This window comes from Thalassotalea montiporae, from assembly GCF_053485855.1.
Genome location: NZ_JBQRUO010000004.1, coordinates 14,145 through 34,383, shown reverse-complemented (window position 1 = coordinate 34,383; position 20,239 = coordinate 14,145). Strand labels below are relative to the sequence as shown.

The window sequence follows — 20,239 nt, the reverse complement described above, 5'->3', positions numbered from 1 at the left end:
CATTATTCTGCCCAGTATACTTGAGTCTCAAGTGACTCATGGTGCAAAAATGCACGAATTGGCATTTGCGTCGCGTCAGAGTCCGCTAGTGCTTTCTCTAGTACTTCTTTCTTGCTATCGCCACAAATGTGTAAAAAGGTATTTTTACTTTGCGCTAAGTATGCGTAGCTAAAGGTAATGCGCTCGTGTGGCGCCGTTTGCGGTACAACCTTTAACAGCGGTGCTGCGTCGCGTGATAAGGCTGAATGGATTTCGTTGCTGCACGGGAACAGTGACGCTGTATGACCGTCTTCACCCATGCCTAAAATCAGCACATCAAATGGCAACACTGTAGTACCTGCAGCAAGGTTCAAGTCTGAAAGTACTTCAACTGTAAGCTCGTCGCCTTGTTTGATATGGAAGAAATTAGCGTCTAGTGCCTTATTTTGTAGTAGGTTTTCGTGAACTAACTTGGTATTGCTAGCGTCATCAGTAATATCAACCCAACGCTCATCGGCTAACGTTACCGTAATTTGTTTCCAAGGCAGCTCCATGTTGGAAAGTGCGGCAAAAAAACCTTTTGGTGTCGAACCGCCCGAAACGGCAATGCTTGCTTTACCTTTTAACTTTACTGCACTAACTAGAATTTCAGCCACTTGATCAGCAAGCGCTTGGTCTAAGTTTGCGCGAGATTCAAATTCGTTAATTTTATACATCTATTATTCTACCCATTGTCTATCATCACGAGCGATCAGTGAAATTGACGACACTGGTCCCCATGAGCCTGCTGCATATGGTTTCGGCTTATCATTGCTCGCTTGCCACGCATCAATAATGCTATCAGCCCACTTCCATGCGGCTTCCACTTCATCGCGGCGCACAAATAACGATTGGTTGCCATTGATAACTTCCAACATCAAACGCTCATAAGCATCAACCACACGTTCATTTTCATAAGTTTCTGAGAAGCTTAAATCCAACTTGTTTTCGTGGATGTTCATTTGTGATGCGATACCTGGGATCTTATTCATGACCTCAAGCTCTACACCTTCATCTGGTTGCAATCGTATGGTTAATTTATTTGCAGGTAAATCAGCATAGCTATCTTTAAAGATGTTATGTGGCTGCTCTTTAAAGTGAACAACAATTTCACTGTGTTTGGCTGGCATACGTTTGCCCGTTCTCAAGTAGAAAGGAACACCCGTCCAACGCCAATTATCTATTTCTGCTTTAATCGCGACAAAGCTTTCCGTATTGCTATTTTTGTTGGCACCTTCTTCTTCAAGGTATCCAGGTACCGCTTTACCTGCTAAGAAACCTTCAGTGTACTGGCCTCGAACCGTTTTCTCTTTAATGTTCTGGCGAGTAATAGGCAATAGTGCTTTGATAACTTTTAGTTTTTCGTCACGGATACTGTCAGCACTCAAATCGGCTGGTGGCTCCATCGCCAGTAGTGACAGAATTTGCAATAAGTGGTTTTGCACCATGTCGCGCATCTGGCCAGCTTCATCGTAAAAGCCCCAACGTCCCTCAATACCAACACTTTCGGCGACGGTAATTTGGATATGGTCGATATGGTTGCGATCCCAATTATTAGTAAACAAGGAATTGGCAAAGCGTAGTACCAATAGATTTAGTACCGTTTCCTTACCTAAGTAATGGTCGATGCGGTAAATCTGATTTTCTTCAAAATGCTTGGACACCATGTCGTTGATAACTTTAGATGACTCAAGGCAATGACCAATTGGCTTTTCCATGACTACACGGTCTTTTAACTGAATTAAGCCAGCTTTGTGTAAGCCTTCGGTGATGTCACCATAAATAGCTGGCGGTGTTGAGAAGTAATAAATACGTTCTTTGTCTGTTGCTACCGTATTCGCTAAGTCTACGTAACTTTCAGTTTGCTTGAAGTCTAAACGCTGATATACCAAGCGTGCTAAGAAACGACTCAGTACCTCTTCATTTAACCCTTCTTTGACAAACTGCGTTAAATTTTCTTTGGCAAAGTCGACTAAATCTTGGTTTGAATGCTCTTGTCTGGCGACACCTACAACACGAGTGCTCTCATCAAGCAGGCCAGCTAAATCCAGTTGATAAAGTGCAGGGAGTAACTTTCTGCGTGATAAATCTCCAAGTACTCCAAATAGTACGACGTCAACTGCTGGGCTGCTTTGTGCATTTTTCATATATAAATCTCTAGTTTACATGCTGTAACTAAACTACATTTGCGGTTAATTTAGCGCTACTTATAAGCGCAGTAAAGAACTTTCTGTAATTTTACTACACTTCATACGTATGTAGTCGCTACCTTAATGTGTCGCTTGTAATTATAGCAGCTGAGCAATGGCTATTAATTACACATCGAGATTATTTTCAACAGATAAGAGTAATCTAATGAAATATTGTAATAAATTTACATTTTTACTGTTATTTATTGAGAAAATAAATTACAGTTAGCAAAAAAGATCTGGAAAAATTATATGAACATTTTAGAAAAGATCGCTAACGAGCTAGACACCTTTAGTAAGTCTGAACGAAAGGTTGCTGAAGTCATTCTAGCGTCGCCAAATACAGTTATTCACGCAAGTATTGCTGCCTTGGCTAAACAAGCCAATATTAGTGAGCCTACCGTTAACCGGTTTTGTCGCCGATTAGACACTAAAGGTTACCCTGACTTTAAGCTGCATTTAGCTCAAAGCTTGGCAAATGGTACACCCTATGTAAACCGACATGTCGATGAAGATGATACTGCTGATGAATATACAGCAAAGATCTTCGAGTCAACCATGGCGAGCTTAGAATTAGCAAGAAAAAGCTTAAATACAACCGCCGTTAATCGCGCCGTTGATTTGCTCACACAAGCCAACAAAATATCGTTTTTCGGCTTAGGTGCTTCTGCTGTTGTCGCACATGATGCTTTAAATAAGTTCTTCAGGTTTAACGTACCTGTTGTTTACTTTGATGATGTCTTGATGCAACGCATGAGCGCTATCAATAGCCAGCAAGGCGACGTGGTTATAGTGATTTCGCACACAGGTCGTACTAAAGCCTTAGTGGAAGTTGCGGCTCTAGCAAAAGAAAACGACGCCACTGTCATCGGTATTACTACCGACGGCTCTCCACTTGCCAAAGAGTGTAGTTTAGTGCTTTCAGTAGATGTTGCCGAAGATACCGATTTATACATGCCAATGTCTTCTCGCATTGCCCAGTTAACGCTCGTAGATATCTTAGCAACTGGTTTTACTCTGCGCCGTGGCAGTAAATTTAGAGACAACCTCAAAAAAGTTAAAGACAGTCTGCGTAGCTCAAGATTTGAACGCAGAGAATAAAAAACAGGCATACTTAGGTATGCCTTTTTTAGTACCCACTTACACAGGATGAATCACAAAAATGCCTAGAAGAACCAAAATTGTTGCTACCTTAGGTCCAGCAACAGACGATAAAGAAACACTAAAAAAGGTACTGGCAGCGGGCGTGAATGTTGTACGTTTAAATTTCTCGCACGGCACACCTGAAGATCACATCAATCGCGCAAATATGGTGCGTGAACTATCAGCTGAGGTTGGTATTTACGTTGGTATTTTGGGCGATTTACAAGGCCCTAAAATTCGAGTTTCAACGTTTAAAGACGGTCCTATACAGTTAAACGTTGGAGATAAATTTGAGTTAGATGCCACCTTACCTAAAGGTGAAGGCACGCAAGAAAAAGTTGGTATTGATTACAAAGAATTGCCTAATGATGTGACCAGTGGCGATGTCTTGTTACTTGATGATGGTCGAGTACAACTAAAAGTTCTAAACACTCAAGGCACATCAGTATTTACTGAAGTTGTTGTCGGTGGTCCGCTATCGAATAATAAAGGTATCAACCGCCAAGGTGGTGGCCTAACGGCGCCTGCATTAACCGATAAAGATAAAGAAGACATTAAACTAGCGGCTAAACTAGATGCTGATTTTCTTGCTGTTTCGTTCCCACGTGACGCCGCTGATATGCGCGAAGCGCGTTTGCTCGCCCAAGAAGCTGGCTGCAACGCTAGGCTAGTCGCTAAAATCGAACGCGCAGAAGCGGTTAACGACGACCAAGTGTTAGATGAAATTATTTTAGCGTCAGACGTGGTCATGGTGGCGCGTGGTGACTTAGGTGTGGAAATTGGCGACCCTGCCCTAGTTGGTAAACAAAAACACATTATCGCTCGTACCCGTCAGCTTAACCGTGTAGTGATCACCGCAACACAAATGATGGAAACTATGATCAGCCAACCTATGCCAACGCGTGCAGAAGTGATGGACGTTTCAAACGCGGTTCTTGATGGCACTGACGCAGTTATGCTGTCAGCTGAAACAGCTGCTGGTAAATACCCAGTAGAGACGGTAACCGCGATGGCGGCAGTATGTTTGGGTGCGGAGCAACACCGTTCAGTAAACATGTCGAGACATCGTATTGAGTTAATGTTTACTGAAATTTCAGAAACCTTGGCACTTTCAGCAATGTACGCAGCTAACCATTTAGAAGGCGTAAAAGCGATTATCGCCTTAACAGAATCAGGTCAAACGTCGAAAATTATGTCGCGCATTACCTCAGGATTGCCGATTTATTCACTTTCGCGCCATCATAAAACGTTAACGAAAACGGTTATTTACCGTGGTGTTTACCCAGTGCAATTTGATTCAACCGAAAGCACAGATCAATCGTTAACTAAAGATGTACTAAAAGCTGTTGTTAGTCACGGTGATTTTAAAGAAAACGACAAAGTCATATTCACCCACGGCGATTTAATGGAAACAGTTGGTGCAACAAATACTATGAAAGTGCTTAAAGTAACCAAGGATTTGTTAAAGCACTAAATGGCACACTAAAACAAGATGAAATAGGCTTATTGCGCTAATTTTCTTTCATTCAAAAAAGCGAGTACCTGTACCAAAGTACTCGCTTTTTTTATACGGATTTTTTAATACGGATAATATAGAACTGGTGAATTGCAGCTTTAGCCTTTAGCCTTTAGCCTTTAGCCTTTAGCCTTTAGCCTTTAGCCTTTAGCCTTTAGCCTTTAGCCTTTAGCCTTTAGCCTTTAGAAGCCAAATTGCTGGTTTAGAGGTATTCAAGCCCTTGATAAGGTGAACGCTTTAGTGATAATAATCGACTTTTTAAATTTCCGCAGTGTACTTCTAATTTGTGGCCGTCAGGGTCTAGGATATAAAGTGAATTTCCCTCACTTGTGTTTTCCTGCCATTGTTTCACATGCTGTTTGGTGAGTAATTGACGAAACACGTCAAATTTATCCGTCGCAATAGTAAATGCAATATGGCTATAGTCTTCGCTTGGCTTGACCTCTCCAAGCGACAAACAAAACCACAAAGAATCAAGTGTTAGATAAGCCCCTGTATTCCATTTGACTTCCCCTTTCATTCCCAACACTTGTGTGTAAAACCGTAAAGAGCGATCTATATCACTAACAGCGATGGTGATGTGATTCAACGCACTAATCATCTGCTAAGTCGTTCAAATCGTCGATATAATCTTGTAGGCGGTTATTAAAACGATTTTTCTGCTTAGGCGTTAGGCTGTGCATCATATAGTAAAAGATATCGGAAAAGTTTTGATTATTCTGTGTTTGTATTGCGACATACTCTTTACTTTTTAGGTCATCTGGCGAAGAGATAAGCTCGGCAAACAGTTGCTGATACGTTTCTTTATTTAGCTCAGGACTTAGTGCATGGCTAAAGCCTTGATACCAAGCCTGACGATACGTTAACCAATGGCTATAGGTTGATTGAAACCCTTCACTCAAAACACAAAGCTGAGCTTTTTGCTCCTTATTGAGCTTGCCAACCCATTTTCTGAATTGTTCTTGTTGCTCCACACATTCTTTTTTAACCCATTCATCGCGTGTCAGGTTTTGATACTCTGCCTCATACTCCTCTTTATTTTCTCGATTAGTTTCAGCGATACCTTCTAATAAATCCTGACGCTGTTCTTGGTTGAGTAAGCTGGTAAGCTCAATCAAATCTGGCTTTGCATGCTCGCGCAAATTAACCCAATGAGCCCTCATTTGCTGTAAGTGCTCAGCAATTTGCTCTGGCGTAATGCCTTGGTTCACCTGCTCCATTAGCGACGTTAATTGTTTTGCGTAAGCAGTTAATTGTGTTGCTCGGTGCCAATCATGTAACTCGCTAAACTTGGCATCAAACACTTTTTTCTGTGATTTATTTAGTGAGACATAGTCATCTAGATACCAATCAACCCACCAATCAAGATTGTTGTAAACGAAAGTAAAACTACAACCCGTTAAAAATAAAGAACAAAATATGACGGTTGCAAACTGTTTACCACGTTTGATGAAGCTCATCATTAACACAATCCCTCGGTATAAATTATTGATTTAACACAATCTGTGTTTAAGTTAGTTGAATTAAACTACGATAGTCAGAATACAAAGGATTGTAAACATGCGGTTATGTCAGCAAATATTTCAAAAGGCTTAGGAGTGAATAACGATGGCAACACGCGAAAAACCACGTAAGATTGGGCTACTTACCAGCGGTGGCGATGCCCCTGGAATGAACGCTGCCATACGAGCTATCATCCTAGCCGCCGCACACCACAAGCTTACTTGCTATGGTTTTCACCACGGTTACAACGGATTAATCAATCAAGATTACTGCATTTTATCGCCTGATAACGTAACCAATATTATTCATCAAGGCGGTACTATCTTAAAAAGCGCTCGCTGCCCAGAAATGATGACCCAAACGGGCATTAAGCAAGCTGTTAGCTGTTTAATCAAAGAGAATATTGATGCCTTGATTGTGATTGGTGGTGATGGCTCTTTCAACGGCATGTTAGCCATACAAGATCATTGGCAGGGTAAGTTAATTGGCCTGCCTGGCACCATCGACAATGATTTAGATGGCACCGACTTTACAATTGGTTTTTCCACCGCGATTAACACCGCAATTAATGCTATTGATAAAATTCGTGATACCGCTGATGCCTTCGATCGAGTGTTCGTTGTGGAGTTGATGGGGCGTCATAGTGGCCACATCGCATTTAATGTTGGGGTCGCCTGTGCCGCAGAGCAAATTATTTCCTTTGAAAATTTCGATCCACTAGCGCAAGAAGCTAAATTAGCCGAGATAATTGCTGATATTGAACAGCAAAAGCTAAACAAAGCGCACAGTTATTTAATTGTACTTGCAGAGAACCTTTGGCCCGGTGGCGCTCACTCGCTAGGCGAAGCACTAAAGCAACAGGGTAATATCGATGTTGGTATTTGTGTACTTGGCCATATTCAACGAGGTGGTTCACCCGTTGCAAAAGATAGAATATTAGCTACTAAACTTGGGGTCGCCGCAATTGAAGCGATTCTTTTAGAGAAATCCAGCATTATGATTGGCGAGTGCGAAAGCAAAATTACTCACACACCACTTAGCAAAGCCATACAACACAAAAAAGTGGTTAATGATGACTTGGTTAGTATTCACGAAGATATTTTCAAAATAGGTAATCACTAGTCAATAAGAAATGTCGGGCCTGCTGTATGTTCAATAAGGACGAAGATAATCTTCGTCGTATACGGATTATAAGCACTAAGCACAGTTCAAAATCTATGCGCACAGTGCATGCTAACAACTCGTTTAAATTTAATGAGCGTGCCCGTGACTATGACCATGCTCACCAGATTGTGACTTGGCTTCTTTGACATCCAGCACTTTTCCGCCTTTGCTGACGTTAAAAAGCAAGGTTTGTTGGTTATTCGTATTAGTCGCTTTAACAACAATAGCATTATCGGTTTCTTCAACGAGCTTAAACGCACCTTTAGCTACCTTATTCCAAGAACTATCAAGTTTTCCCACTGACATGCCTTTGTCCTTAAAGGTTAACATTTTGGCAGAAGTTTGCGCAGCTTGAATAATTTTACTTTTATCTAGCTTACCGTGGCCGTCGCCATGGGCGAAGGCTGATGAGGTGAAAATAAGCGTCGAGGCTAAAATGATTCGGGTTATTTTTTGAGTTAAAGCTTTCATAATTTTTCCTTATTCGCTGTTATTTAAGACCTTCAATGACATAGTCGCCATTGAAAAGAAGTTGAATGTTGATGTCTTTGTCTGAGTTATTTTTCCAATACCAGCCGTGTGAACCGTCAAAAGGTACAGTGAAACTCCCTTTCATTTCTTCAACACTGGCAATGGTATAAGACTCAAAATAGCCTGTGGTATCGCCTTTTGGCTCGCCATGTAAGTCAACATATAACGCACCACCATCGGTTACCCACTCGTAGGTAGCTTTTTGAAACTTGTTCATACTCAACTTGTATTCAATGCCCTTACCTGCTGGTACGGTAAGTAAAACAGCATCTTGCTCGCCATCAGATGATGCGGTTGTGGTTGGTGTTGAACCGGCTTCATTAAAGACTGTTAGCCCCAATTTTTGACCAACACCTGTCGGGTCGATGTTGTATTCTGCAGGTAGAATGAATAGCACTAATGCGATTGCAGCGACAACGAGTGAACTAATGGTCGCTTTCACTAGCGAGCGACTGGTTTGATTAACTTGACTGGTTTCCATAAAAATGTTTCTCATAATTGTTAACTAAAGATGTAAATTGATAAAACTAGCTGGCATAACCAACTGACAAGGCTAACTGGACAATAAAGCCTGTGAGCTGCATGCCAACTAGCATAAAGCCCGCACTCATCAGCGCGGTGTTGGTGGTTTTGGCAAAACGGTTAAAACTCTCAAATTGACGCCAGAAATTAATGGCCAATAGAATAAACATCAGTGCTAAGAATTGCCCTATCTCTACCCCAAAATTGAACGACAGAAGGTTTGTCGCCAGCCCTTCACTCGGTAATGCAAACTCTTGTATCTTGGTGGCTAGACCAAAACCGTGGAATAAGCCAAAAATCAACACGGCTTTTTTCGGATCCGGCTGTTTACCAAAGAAATGTTTAAAACCACCCAAATTATCAAAACCTTTATAAACAACAGATAATCCAATAATGGCGTCAATCAGGTAGGCATTGACTTGAATGTTGGCTAACACGCCAGTCATCAAGGTCAAGCTATGACCAATCGTAAACATGCTGACATACAGCAAAACATCACGCGTACTTCTTAAAAAGAAGAGCACACCGACCAAGAACAACAAGTGATCGTAGCCTGTTACCATGTGCTTCGCGCCGATGTACATAAACGGTAATATTTGTACGCCGGTATTGTTTTCGAGAAAGTTACGTGTACTGTCATCAACGCCGTGAGCCAAGGTTTCAAAAGAAACCAAGACTGCCAGCATTAACATTGGGTACCACAAATAAGTGAATTTGAATTTCCCTAACATCGATTTACCCTTTTGCTGTTGTTAAGTTGTTGTTTGCTGATACTTGTTGTTTATCGTTTGCATGTAACAAACGATAAAGTGCTGGTAAAACAAACAAGGTTAGAATGGTTGATGAGATAACGCCGCCAATCACCACCGTAGCCAACGGTCTTTGAACTTCAGAGCCAATGCCAGTATTTAATGCCATTGGAATAAAACCTAGTGATGCCACTAAAGCCGTGGTAAGTACGGGACGAAGTCGGGTTAAGGCGCCGGTAATAATTGCTTTTTCTAACGCATAGTTTTGTTTAATCAAATCGCGAATAAAAGACACCATGACCAAGCCATTAAGAATGGCGATGCCCGAAAGCGCAATAAAGCCAACCGCGGCAGAAATTGAGAAAGGTATATCGCGGATCATCAGGGCAAAAACACCACCTGTTAAGGCCAAAGGCACCCCAGAAAAAATAATCAGAGAATCTTTCATTGAACCAAGTGCTAGTAGCAACAAGCCAATAATCAGTACTAGTGTCACAGGCACCACTATGCTTAAACGCTGCGAGGCAGATTGCAATTTTTGATAGGTGCCACCGTACTCAATCCAATAGCCCGCTGGCAGTTTAACATTGGCATCAACCGCTTGTTGAATGTCCTTAACAAAGCTGCCTAAGTCTCGGCCACGGACATTGGCAGTAACTACCACGCGGCGCTTGCCGTTTTCACGATTGACTTGGTTAGCACCCACCACCATCTCGATATTGGCTAATTCTTGCAGCGGTACATAGCTCTTCTCTGACACTGAATTTGGCAATGAGATCGGCACTGAGATCGGTAATTGGGCTAAGGCATCCACGTCTTGGCGCTGTTGTTCAGGTAACCGCACAACAATATCAAAGCGTTTATCACCTTGATAAAATTTACCCGCGGTTTTGCCTCCCATAGCAATTGCTACCTGAGCTTGGAAGTCCGCAAGGCTCAAACCATATAACGCCAGTTGCTCGCGTTTAGGAGAAAAGGTCAACACAGGTAAACCCTTGGTTTGCTCTACTTGCACATCACGAATGCCGTCAACGTTCACAATGGCTTTTTCTAGCGCCTTGCCAAGTTCGGCTAAGGTATCAAAGTCGTCGCCAAATACTTTAATGGCTAGCTCAGCACGCACACCCGCAAGCAGTTCATTAAAGCGCATTTGAATCGGTTGCAAAAACTCATAACGATTACCTGGCACAGGGGTTACTAACGCTTCCAACTCTTTGACTAAAGCTTCTTTAGGCTTGTTTGGGTTAGGCCATTCATCTCGCGGTTTTAAAATAATAAAGTTATCGGCAACGCTCGGTGGCACGGCGTCTGTGGCGACATCTGGCGTGCCCACTTTGGCAAACACTCGCTCAACTTCTGGCAGTTGTTTGATCCGTTCTTCCAGTGCTTTTTGCATCGCAATAGATTGCGATAACGAAGTACCTGGAATGCGCAGCGCATGCATGGCAATATCGCCTTCATCGAGGTTCGGAACAAATTCACTGCCCATTTGTGTGCTCATCACACCGGCATAGCTGACCAACGCCACAGCACCTGCTACCACCAACCAACGTGCTTTTAACACGAACGTTAGAATTGGTTGATAAAGTGAAACGCTTGCTTTAATAATCACGTTTTCTTTTTCTACCACTTTACCTTTAAACGTTAAGGCAATAGCGGCAGGAATAAAGGTAATCGATAAAATCATGGCGCTAATCAAAGCGATCACCACGGTAATCGCCATGGGGTGGAACATCTTTCCTTCTACCCCTGACAAGGCAAAGATGGGCAGATAAACGGCGGTGATAATAAAGACACCAAATAGTGCTGGGCGGATCACTTCTCGGGTTGCGTCATACACCAAAACTAAGCGTTCTTTTACCGGTAATATCTTACCTTTTGAAGCGTGGCTTAAACGGCGCAAACAGTTTTCGACGATAATAATCGCGCCATCGACGAGTAAGCCAAAATCCAATGCCCCTAAGCTCATTAAATTCGCACTCGTACGGGTTTGGGTCATACCAGTTACTGTCATTAGCATGGCAAAAGGAATCACCAGCGCGGTTAGCAATGCTGCTTTGATATTACCAAGCAGTAAAAACAACACGACAATCACTAACACGGCACCTTCGGTCAGGTTCATTTTAACCGTATCTAAGGTTTTATTGACTAACTTAGTACGGTCATAAACCGCGTTAACCACTATACCTTGTGGCAACGACTTGCTGATTTCCTCAAGCTTTTCACCCACTCCTTTGGCAACCTTTTGGCTGTTTTCACCAATTAGCATAAACACTGTACTAAGCACGACTTCACGGCCATTTTGGGTCGCTGCACCTGAGCGTAATTCTTTGCCTTCAGTGACGTCAGCCACGTCTTTAACGCGCAGAATTTGCCCAGCTTTAGCTGTTAAAGAGTTTGATGGCAACGGAATATTAGCCAATTGCTCAACGCTATCGACTTGGCCAGGTAAACGAATCAACCACTGGGCACCACTTTTTTCGATAAAGCCAGCACCGCGATTTTGGTTATGCGTGCCAACAGCCTTGATCAAGTCTTGCTGGCTTAAGCCAAACATCAGCAGTTTATCTGGGTTTATGGCAATTAAGATCTCGCGCTGATAGCCGCCAATGGGATTAACTTCAACCACCCCTTCTACTTGCATTAGTTGCGGGCGAATAACCCAGTCGTGAACAGTTCTTAAATCGGTTGATGTGATTACGCTGCCATCTGAGTTAGTTGCCCCTGCTTTAGCGTCCACCGTAAACATAAAGATTTCACCAAGCCCCGTTGATATAGGGCCTAATTCAGGCTCGAATCCAGCGGGTATTTCTGACTTAGCGGCACTTAAACGCTCATTCACTAACTGGCGCGCAAAATAAATATCAGTTTCATCACTAAAAACGGCAACCACTTGAGACAAGCCATAGCGTGACACGGAGCGGGTGTAGGTTAGGTTGGGAACACCTGAAAGCGCGGTTTCAATCGGAAATGTCACCCTTTGCTCGACTTCCAATGGTGTAAAGCCCGCAGATTCCGTGTTTATAACTACTTGCACGTTAGTAATGTCTGGTACGGCGTCGATCGGTAGTTTTTGGAAATTCCAAAGCCCTAACATGGCAATCGCAAACACAAATACTAGTATCAGCTTACTGCGCTCAATAGAAAATTTTAAAATCGATTCCAACATATCATCAATTCCTAGTGATCGTGTGAAGCGCCAGACTTTTCAATGTCGGCCTTGATGATGTAACTATTGGTGGTCACGTATTCTGTGCCCAGTGGTATACCGCCAAGCACTTCCACCCAAGGGCCTGCTTTACGGCCGAGTTCAAGCATGCGTACTTCGTATTGGTCACCAAATTTACCGTAGACCACGGTAAAATCACGAAATGCCTGTAACCCTTCGGCTTTAACCGCTTTTTCGACCGTATAGGTATCTACCAGTACTTGCCCTGTGACAAATTGCCCGAGGCTAAACAACCCTTGGCTATTATCGATTACCGCGCGGTAAACTTTCGCTTGCAGCGCAGTTAATTGATAAAGCGACTCCGTTAACACAGTTTTTATGGGTGTTTCGCTACCAGCAATATGAATATCAACTTTGGCACCTAATGTGACTTTCGCTTGATCCATAGGGTAAACATTGACATCCGCTAACAGCTTGCTGGTGTCAGTGATGCTAAACAGCACACGATCACCAGACTGCTCGCCAACACCAACATTTTGTTGGGTAATCACACCGCTAATTGGCGATGTTATTTGGTAAGTTTGTAGGCTTTCATTGGCTTCGATGGTCATGAGCACTTGGCCTTTTTTGACCTTCTCACCCATTGATGCGCTTAGTGATTTCACCTCGCCGGCAAAGCGTGCAGCAATATTACGAGTCGCGTTGGCGGGTAACGAAAGCGTGCCATAAACTTTTAACCGCTCTTCCATTTTTTGACTCGCGACCACTTCCGTTTCAATCCCCATCGACTGTGCAAGTGCGTTTGGAATTTGAGTACGTCCCTCAAAGTTATCATAAGACCATTGGTAGCTTTTTCCTTGATAGTTCGCCGTTAACGTCACCAGAAATGAATGTGGCTCGTAAATTTCCATGTTGCCGCGCTGATAGTCGTTTTCAACGAAGAAGTTAATGTCGTCAACACCGCAGCCAAGGCGCGTTAGCTTAACGTTAACCTCAACGTCTTGTGCGTTTATCAGCTGACCGGATTTAGTAGCGTAAACACGAAATTCGGGGGGCACACCCGTTTCGAAGATCGCCAATTCAATGGCAAAATCACCATCGCGCAGCATACGACCATTGTTTGGCCCCTTCTCTACTTCTGCTTGAATTTCAACTGGCTGACTTTCGGCATTGGCACTTTGGCTATATATCGAAAATCCGAAACCTAGCTGACTTAACGCGATAACTGCGGCTATTGATTTAAGTTTCATTATCTTCTCTCTTACCTTGACACTGACGTGCCAGTTAATCGTTCTAACTCAATGTTAAATTGTTGAATATTGGTATAAGCATCTATCAATTGTGACTGCGCATTAATCAGCTCTTGCTGAACCGCATAGAGGTCGGTATAGCGATAGCTGCCTAATTGATAGGCTTCACTAGCTTTGCTGCTCGCTTGTTGCAAATAAGGAATCGACTGATTTGTCAGGCCGTCGATAACGTGAAGGTTGTGCTTTAGTTTATGGGTTAACAGTAACGCCTGTGTTGAGATGCGCTGATACAGCGCATCTGACTCGGCTCTGCTTTGGTTTTGCTTGGCTTTAAGCGCTGCAATTTGCCACTTATTCCGATGATTGGTGCCAAATGGAATGGTTATGCCTGCGGTAAACGAGTAATCATCAACGACCTCATTGCGTCTTATTCCGGTTGATATATGCCAAGCTGGATCTTGTTCCGTTATGGCTAAATCAATGGCAGATTGATTAGTCTCTTGTTCGGCTAAGAAGCGCTTAAACACAGGGTTGGATGTTAACTTTGCCAATGCAGTATCCAGTGATTTAACGCTTGGAATGTCAGCCAAGTTCCCAACAACATCAAAGTCAGTACCGCTGACATTCTCGCCACTCCAGCTATCAGAAAACTGCGCCGCAAGCTGCGCCTTTGAAGCGGCTATTTCATGGGCTAAGTCTTCCACCTCTAGGGTAAACATTGACAGCGCCGCTTTTGCTCGCAACTCATCAACAACAAACAGCTTACCGGCACTAACTTTCTTACTGATTTGCTTAACTACAGCTCGCGCTTGTTGCTCGGCCAGTTTGGCAAGCTTTAGCTTTTCCTGCAGGGAAAGTATGGTGATAAAAATACTCGCTGTCTCAGCTGCGATATCAATGGCTTTAATTTCCCGCTCGATCGTTGCGGCTGCGACTTCACTGTTTGCGAGCTTTACCCGTGAACGAATAATATCGTCTTCGAGTAGCCACGAAATACTCAGTGTCGTTTGCAGTCCTTTAATACCAGAGTTACTCCCTGTACCAAACGCATCTTCGACCATAGCATTTACCGCTAGCGGTGTTCCTACCCCAGCTTGTTCAACAAGTGCCTGTGCGGCCTCAGTCTTATAAGTAAATGTTGCCAGCTCTGGGTGCTGCTTTAACGACAAGGCAATAGCTTTATTCAACGAAATGGCTTCTGCGGCATTAGCTGATGCTGCCACCAATAAATTGACGGACAGTGCGATACAACAGAGTCCTACGCGGCCAACCCCCTTTAAATACCGATTCACAATCGGTTTTGAGTTTAAATTTTTCCCACAAAACATGCGTCTAACCTTTAAGTTATAAGTGTATAAGTGCTTAACCTCATTCATTTGAGGTTATTTATCCTTGAACCAATCTGTGCTTTGCTTACACAAAACGGCATTGAGCTCCACAAAATAAGTTTTAGTACGAATAGTAGAAACAGGCAGCTAAAACCCACCAAGAATCGGTTTTAAATATAAAAAATGCCTAGCTTTTAATGCTTAGCTTTTAATGGCTAGCTTCTAATGACTAAATAAGGTCTCCATAAAGTGATGAATACCGTCGATAGAAGTTGTTGAAATAACCACTAACAAGGTCAATAAGATGACTGTAATGCCTTTATGTACAGGGGCTAATTTCAGTTTATCAAGCAGAAAATAAATGCGTTGCTCGAGTACATCAGCGCCAAAATTCACGACCAAGTCATTACTCTTGAACAGGCTACTTTGGGCATTAAATTTAGCAATTTTGACTAGAGTGCTAGCTACAAATAGCTTTGGTGTGCCGCTTTCAATCACAGCATTGTCTGCTGCTTGCTCCATCGCAAGCGTCATATGTAATTTAAGCCGTTGCCCTATCGGTTTAATAAAAAACGCACATAGCAGCGAAAACAGCCATTTCTTAAATGGATCATTGGCTAAGCTGTGTGCTTTTTCATGCTTGATCACCACATCATATTCTTCAGCAGATGTTTGATTGATAAGCCCTGTGGTGACAAAGCATTTTTTAGTAAAAAAACCTGTGGTAAATGCTGAGGCGTTATCCGTTTCTAGTTGGTAGACGCCAGCTTCTTTTTCATTGGCAAAATTTAATAAAGCTGCCACTTCTTTTTTATGAAGCCAAAGTTTTTTGCAACTACGAGCAAGCACAAAGACAACATAGCTAACCAAGACGATCACACTGACGCCATGCCAGCTATACCAATGAAAGTCAGCCATATGATGCCAATGGGGAAAACCATAGCCAGTTAATGAATCATTGGTGTGATAGGAGGTAAACAAATACCCAGAAGTTGCTAAGCTAACTAGCCAAGGTAAAAGCACAATAGACCATAGCATGAGCTTGCGAGAGTTTACTTGAATATTGAGAACTTGTTGGCTGATCATGGAAAATAGCGCAGACAAGAAAATATTTGCCACGACAAAAGTGATCGAGAAAATTGCCAACACGTTCAACAACACTTCCATCGTGAAATCCTAATCGTTCTCGTCAGTTAGCTTTTGTTTCTGCGCTTCAATTAATGCTTCTAACTTAGACAGTTGTTCGACATTAAAGTCTTTCGACATAGAAGAAAATGCAGCAATTAGGCTGTTATCGTCTTCAGTGACAAAATCGCTAGTGACCGACTTGATTAATTGACCAATCAATTCGTGTCTTTCAACGCGAGGACGATAGTGAAAGGCATAGCCAATTTTCTCTCTGGCCAGCAGATCTTTCTTAAACAAACGATCTAACGTGCTTTGATAAGTATTTAAACTACCACCGCGAATTCTTTCAAAGTGAGCAAATACCTGTTTCACATCTGCGGACTTGTGTTGCCACAAGTACTGCAGCACTAATTTTTCTAACTCACCTAATTTCATATGAGCCTCTACTAAAACCGATTGACGATGGGTATTAAGCCAAAAATAAAACCGACAGTCAATGGGTTTTAATGTAAAGAAGGGTAAATCGAATCTACAGGATAGCTGTGGTTATGGCCTAATATAGAAAATCAAGCAAACCTATGCAATTTGACAAAAGATGGGATAGTCAGAAAAATAGCTGCATTCAGGTGAAAACAGCTATCTATAAAATGGATAAACTACTGAGTAACCGCCTGTTTAACCTTGTCTTTATAACTGCGACTAACTTTGAGCTCTTTACCACTGTTCATCACTAGGTAGTATTCGCCGTTAAGCTGGCTACAAAACTTCTGCACGTAATTTTTATTGACGATAGTCGAGCGGTGGCTGCGAATAAATATACGTGGATCAAGCAACTCTTCTAGTTGCTTCATAGTTTTACGTAAAATGTGCGTACCCTCTTCAGTATGTACACACATATAGTCGCCCGCTGCATCAATCCATGAAATAGTGTTTACGGGAACTCGGCTTAATTCACCGCCGTCTTTAATGGGTAAAACATCAGAATACTGTGAAAGTGACACTGTTTGCTTGTTAGCTAACTCTTCCAAAATAGTGTTTTGATCGTTACCTGTCACATCGCTAACCAGTTTAACGAGCTTATTCTTGTGCTCTGCATCGGTTTTACTTTGCAGGTGTTCACGAATGCGATCCATTGCTTGGGCAAGGCGTGCATCGTCAGCAGGTTTCATTAAGTAATCAACCGCATGTACGTCAAAGGCTTTAATCGCATATTGATCAAAAGCGGTAACAAAAACCACCATAGGCATAGGTAAACCTTGCGCTATTAGTGCGTCTATGACTTCAAAGCCATTAATGCCTGGCATTTGAATATCTAGAAAAACAAGATCAGGGCGATGCGTTTTAATCGCCTCAATCGCCTCACGACCATTGCTACATTGAGCAACGATATTAATGTCATTGTGGGCAGCTAAACGAATGGCAAGACCTTTACGTGCTAACGGCTCATCATCCACTATGATGGTAGACAGCGTGGCAGTCATATTAACGTCCTATTAATGTCCAAGTTCGTAGGGAATTCTGATATTTACTTTAACACCTGAAGGCTTGTTTGAGGATACTACCAGTGAAAAATTATCTTTATAAAGCGCAGCTAAACGCTCTCGAGTATTTGCTAAACCAACGCCATTTTCGCGATGTAAATTACCATTTTTGATCTCGGCACCCGGGCCATTGTCGGCTAGCTCGATCAACAAATCATTGCCAAAGCGATTTACTGTAATAGCTATCGTACCGCCTTCTTCTTTTACTGCTATCGCATATTTGATGGCATTTTCAGCCAATGGCTGCAAAACCATACTCGGCACTAAAGCATTAGCACAGTCATCGGTGATATTTATATCGACTTGCAAGCGCTCTTCAAATCTGACTTTTTCAATATCTAAATAAAGCTGTAGCGCCTGTATTTCATTAGTTAAAGTGACTCGCTTCATTGGGTCTTTATCCAATGAATAGCGCAAGAACTCGCTAAGTTTGGTGACCATACCGTTAGCGGTATCATTTTCTTTGACCAAGATTAACGTAGAAATGGCATTAAGGGTGTTAAACAAAAAGTGTGGGTTTAACTGATAACGCAACATTTTTAACTGTGCTTGATGGGCAGCGGTATTCGCTTGTAATACATTTTGCTTTTCTTTTTGCAGCATCTGGTAGTACTTGATGCCAAAATACAAACAGCTCCAGCTCAAAATAATGTAGAACGACCAGACACTCGATTTGGTGTAATACAACCAAAATTCAGGCTGCCAACCGTGCTTATAGATTTCCCAATAATTGATGTTTTTAATCACCTGCCAAATTACAGCGGTAACGTAAGAACTTAAGATAACAACGGCGACAAGCTTTATTGGTGACAAGTTCCAAGCACGACGATAAACGTAGCGCAAAGGTACAGTTAGCATCCAACCAGCATAACTGTTTAAGAAGATAACGATAACAAATAAGTCACGTAAATCATGCAGCAAAGAGCCAAGGAACTGAACTAAGGCAAAGCCAAACCAGCCTGCAGTATGCAGCAGCCAGAAAAAGCGATTGCGGTTTTCAATAAGTGCTTTCCAGTTCACAAACAACGACCAACACAGGTTAATAATTTAGTTACTGTAATTATGCGAAAATAGCAGGAAAGGCGCATTACGGTTAATCGTAACTTTTTGGCACCCTGTCTCAATTTAGCCTCAATTTAGCCTCAATTTGGTCTCAATTTGCGCCCGCTTTACGTCTTTTTACATGATTTACCTTAGTTATTGTTAGTGGTCGAACGCGGTTAACCGACTTTTATTTTAGGTTAAGGCAAAATAGTGAAGTATTTATAAAGCAGCTAATGCTAAACCGCAGAAAGTACCATTTTTGCGTAACCTTTTTGCTTCAAGGCCATCGCCCGATAACTTTCTACACGGCTACTGTTAATTTTAATACCCGTTTGTCCTAAAAACCATAACCAGTTGATTATTGAAGAAATAAATACGTAACGCGTAACCTTTTCGAGATTAATTTCACGCAGTTTAGGCGAAGATTTCAAGTATTTTTTCACAGTTAATTCAGTTAAAGACAAAGGAACATTATTTATCGCCATCAACATGCCAAGATCATATTCAATTGGCGCTAGTGCCACTGATTCAAAGTCAATAATATAAGCGTCAGTGTTTTTATTGGTTTGACTGACTAATAGGTTGGTGTAGTTCAAGTCTCCGTGAACAACGACAAGGTTTGCGGAATGCTGAAGCTGTTGATGTGACTTATTAGTGGCCGTGCACTGGGTTATTGAGTTGCTCGTTTCAACCTTGCTTGCTTTAACCTTGCTGGCTTTTATTTTGGTAGCTTTACTTTGAATAGAGAATAAATCAACATCATGTTGCAACGCTTTCGCAAAGGAGACTGCCTTGCTAATGAGCTGCTGATCACTTTCAGCCAAACGTATCTCCAACTCCTTGACCTTTAACACTATATCACTAAGTACCGCGACTAAATCTAGCTTAGTAATATTTCTCGCATCTAAGTCGATGTTAAACGTACTGTGAAACTTGGCTAGTGCGCTTGTCGCAATGGTTAACTTTTCTTCTTCACTGATTGCTAACTGGCTCAATAATGGTTTATCGATAAATTCTGAAACTAGCCACTGTCCTTCGCAGTAAATAGTTTTTGGGGATAACGCTTTGCCAGTTAAAAGCTGCTGAATAAAAGCTTCTAATTGTGCTGTCTTTTTATCGCTAAAGCACTTAGCAATATAAAATTCAGTTTCAATGGCAGTATCGGACGATTTTAAGCAAGTTGCAGGCTTATTTTCCTTACTCTTGTCCTTGTTTTTGTCATTGTCCTTTCCTGTAAAACTTACTTCAACGGTAGATACTTTAAAAACTTGTTGGCTAAAGCCCGAATTAATTTTAGTGATCTCAAGTGATTTACCTACAAAGCAATTTAGCCTAGCAAGCTCAGAATTAATACTTTCAATGAATCTAGGTGAACTTTTGTTACTCTTTTGTTCACTGTATCTAATGTGTTTGCTTTGCTTATTGTTCATTCCAATCGTTACTG

The 20,239-nt window shown here is 42.1% G+C and carries 18 protein-coding genes; 3 read left to right on the top strand and 15 right to left on the bottom strand.

What is annotated here, in order from left to right; genetic code table 11:
* Positions 1-2: 2 nt before the first annotated feature.
* Both pgl and zwf read right to left on the bottom strand, forming a co-directional pair.
* Entirely contained in the window at positions 3-695 is a 693-nt protein-coding gene (gene pgl, locus ACSLUR_RS12955) for a 6-phosphogluconolactonase (RefSeq protein WP_448555177.1), read from the bottom strand.
* A 3-nt stretch (positions 696-698) separates the two neighbouring features.
* A complete protein-coding gene (gene zwf, locus ACSLUR_RS12950; RefSeq protein ID WP_448555175.1) occupies positions 699-2,165 on the bottom strand; it encodes a glucose-6-phosphate dehydrogenase in 1,467 nt (488 codons plus the stop codon).
* Positions 2,166-2,459: 294 nt separating this feature from the next.
* Between zwf and ACSLUR_RS12945 the strand changes: the two genes are divergently transcribed.
* Entirely contained in the window at positions 2,460-3,308 is an 849-nt protein-coding gene (locus tag ACSLUR_RS12945) for a MurR/RpiR family transcriptional regulator (protein WP_448555173.1), read from the top strand.
* Between the two features lie 61 nt (positions 3,309-3,369).
* Positions 3,370-4,824, top strand: a complete 1,455-nt coding sequence (pyk, locus tag ACSLUR_RS12940; RefSeq protein WP_448555171.1) for a pyruvate kinase — start codon at positions 3,370-3,372, stop codon at positions 4,822-4,824.
* Positions 4,825-5,068: 244 nt separating this feature from the next.
* On the opposite strand, the gene fos is transcribed toward pyk, so the two are convergent.
* Together fos and ACSLUR_RS12930 are read right to left on the bottom strand one after the other, a co-directional pair.
* Entirely contained in the window at positions 5,069-5,467 is a 399-nt protein-coding gene (gene fos / locus ACSLUR_RS12935; protein ID WP_448555169.1) for a fosfomycin resistance glutathione transferase, read from the bottom strand.
* Positions 5,460-6,329: a DUF6279 family lipoprotein gene (locus tag ACSLUR_RS12930; RefSeq protein WP_448555167.1), complete on the bottom strand. Its 870-nt coding sequence runs from the start codon at positions 6,327-6,329 to the stop codon at positions 5,460-5,462. Before ACSLUR_RS12930 ends, fos begins: the two co-directional genes overlap by 8 nt.
* Positions 6,330-6,474: 145 nt before the next feature.
* Here ACSLUR_RS12930 and ACSLUR_RS12925 point away from each other — a divergent pair, with 145 nt between their 5' ends.
* Complete coding sequence (locus ACSLUR_RS12925; protein ID WP_448555165.1) at positions 6,475-7,491, top strand: 6-phosphofructokinase; 1,017 nt, start codon at positions 6,475-6,477, stop codon at positions 7,489-7,491.
* 129 nt (positions 7,492-7,620) lie between these two features.
* Here ACSLUR_RS12925 and ACSLUR_RS12920 read toward each other — a convergent pair whose 3' ends face one another.
* The 11 genes from ACSLUR_RS12920 to ACSLUR_RS12870 form a co-directional block, all read right to left on the bottom strand.
* Positions 7,621-8,004, bottom strand: a complete 384-nt coding sequence (locus tag ACSLUR_RS12920; protein ID WP_448555163.1) for a DUF6488 family protein — start codon at positions 8,002-8,004, stop codon at positions 7,621-7,623.
* 19 nt (positions 8,005-8,023) lie between these two features.
* On the bottom strand, positions 8,024-8,545 hold the full coding sequence (locus ACSLUR_RS12915; RefSeq protein ID WP_448555161.1) for a hypothetical protein: 522 nt from the start codon (positions 8,543-8,545) through the stop codon (positions 8,024-8,026).
* Positions 8,546-8,591: 46 nt separating this feature from the next.
* Positions 8,592-9,278, bottom strand: a complete 687-nt coding sequence (locus tag ACSLUR_RS12910) for a HupE/UreJ family protein (RefSeq protein WP_448555595.1) — start codon at positions 9,276-9,278, stop codon at positions 8,592-8,594.
* A gap of 43 nt (positions 9,279-9,321) precedes the next feature.
* A complete protein-coding gene (locus ACSLUR_RS12905) occupies positions 9,322-12,504 on the bottom strand; it encodes an efflux RND transporter permease subunit (RefSeq protein ID WP_448555159.1) in 3,183 nt (1,060 codons plus the stop codon).
* Positions 12,505-12,515: 11 nt separating this feature from the next.
* Positions 12,516-13,754 (bottom strand): efflux RND transporter periplasmic adaptor subunit, encoded by a 1,239-nt coding sequence (locus ACSLUR_RS12900; protein ID WP_448555157.1) that lies wholly within the window; start codon positions 13,752-13,754, stop codon positions 12,516-12,518.
* Positions 13,755-13,765: 11 nt separating this feature from the next.
* A complete protein-coding gene (locus ACSLUR_RS12895) occupies positions 13,766-15,082 on the bottom strand; it encodes a TolC family protein (RefSeq protein ID WP_448555155.1) in 1,317 nt (438 codons plus the stop codon).
* A gap of 222 nt (positions 15,083-15,304) precedes the next feature.
* Positions 15,305-16,249 (bottom strand): M56 family metallopeptidase, encoded by a 945-nt coding sequence (locus ACSLUR_RS12890; protein ID WP_448555153.1) that lies wholly within the window; start codon positions 16,247-16,249, stop codon positions 15,305-15,307.
* 9 nt (positions 16,250-16,258) lie between these two features.
* Positions 16,259-16,645: a BlaI/MecI/CopY family transcriptional regulator gene (locus ACSLUR_RS12885; RefSeq protein ID WP_116000319.1), complete on the bottom strand. Its 387-nt coding sequence runs from the start codon at positions 16,643-16,645 to the stop codon at positions 16,259-16,261.
* A 221-nt stretch (positions 16,646-16,866) separates the two neighbouring features.
* On the bottom strand, positions 16,867-17,691 hold the full coding sequence (locus ACSLUR_RS12880) for a LytR/AlgR family response regulator transcription factor (RefSeq protein WP_448555150.1): 825 nt from the start codon (positions 17,689-17,691) through the stop codon (positions 16,867-16,869).
* A 12-nt stretch (positions 17,692-17,703) separates the two neighbouring features.
* Complete coding sequence (locus ACSLUR_RS12875) at positions 17,704-18,771, bottom strand: sensor histidine kinase (RefSeq protein WP_448555148.1); 1,068 nt, start codon at positions 18,769-18,771, stop codon at positions 17,704-17,706.
* Positions 18,772-19,031: 260 nt separating this feature from the next.
* Positions 19,032-20,225, bottom strand: a complete 1,194-nt coding sequence (locus tag ACSLUR_RS12870; protein ID WP_448555146.1) for a phosphotransferase — start codon at positions 20,223-20,225, stop codon at positions 19,032-19,034.
* Between the last annotated feature and the right edge of the window lie 14 nt (positions 20,226-20,239).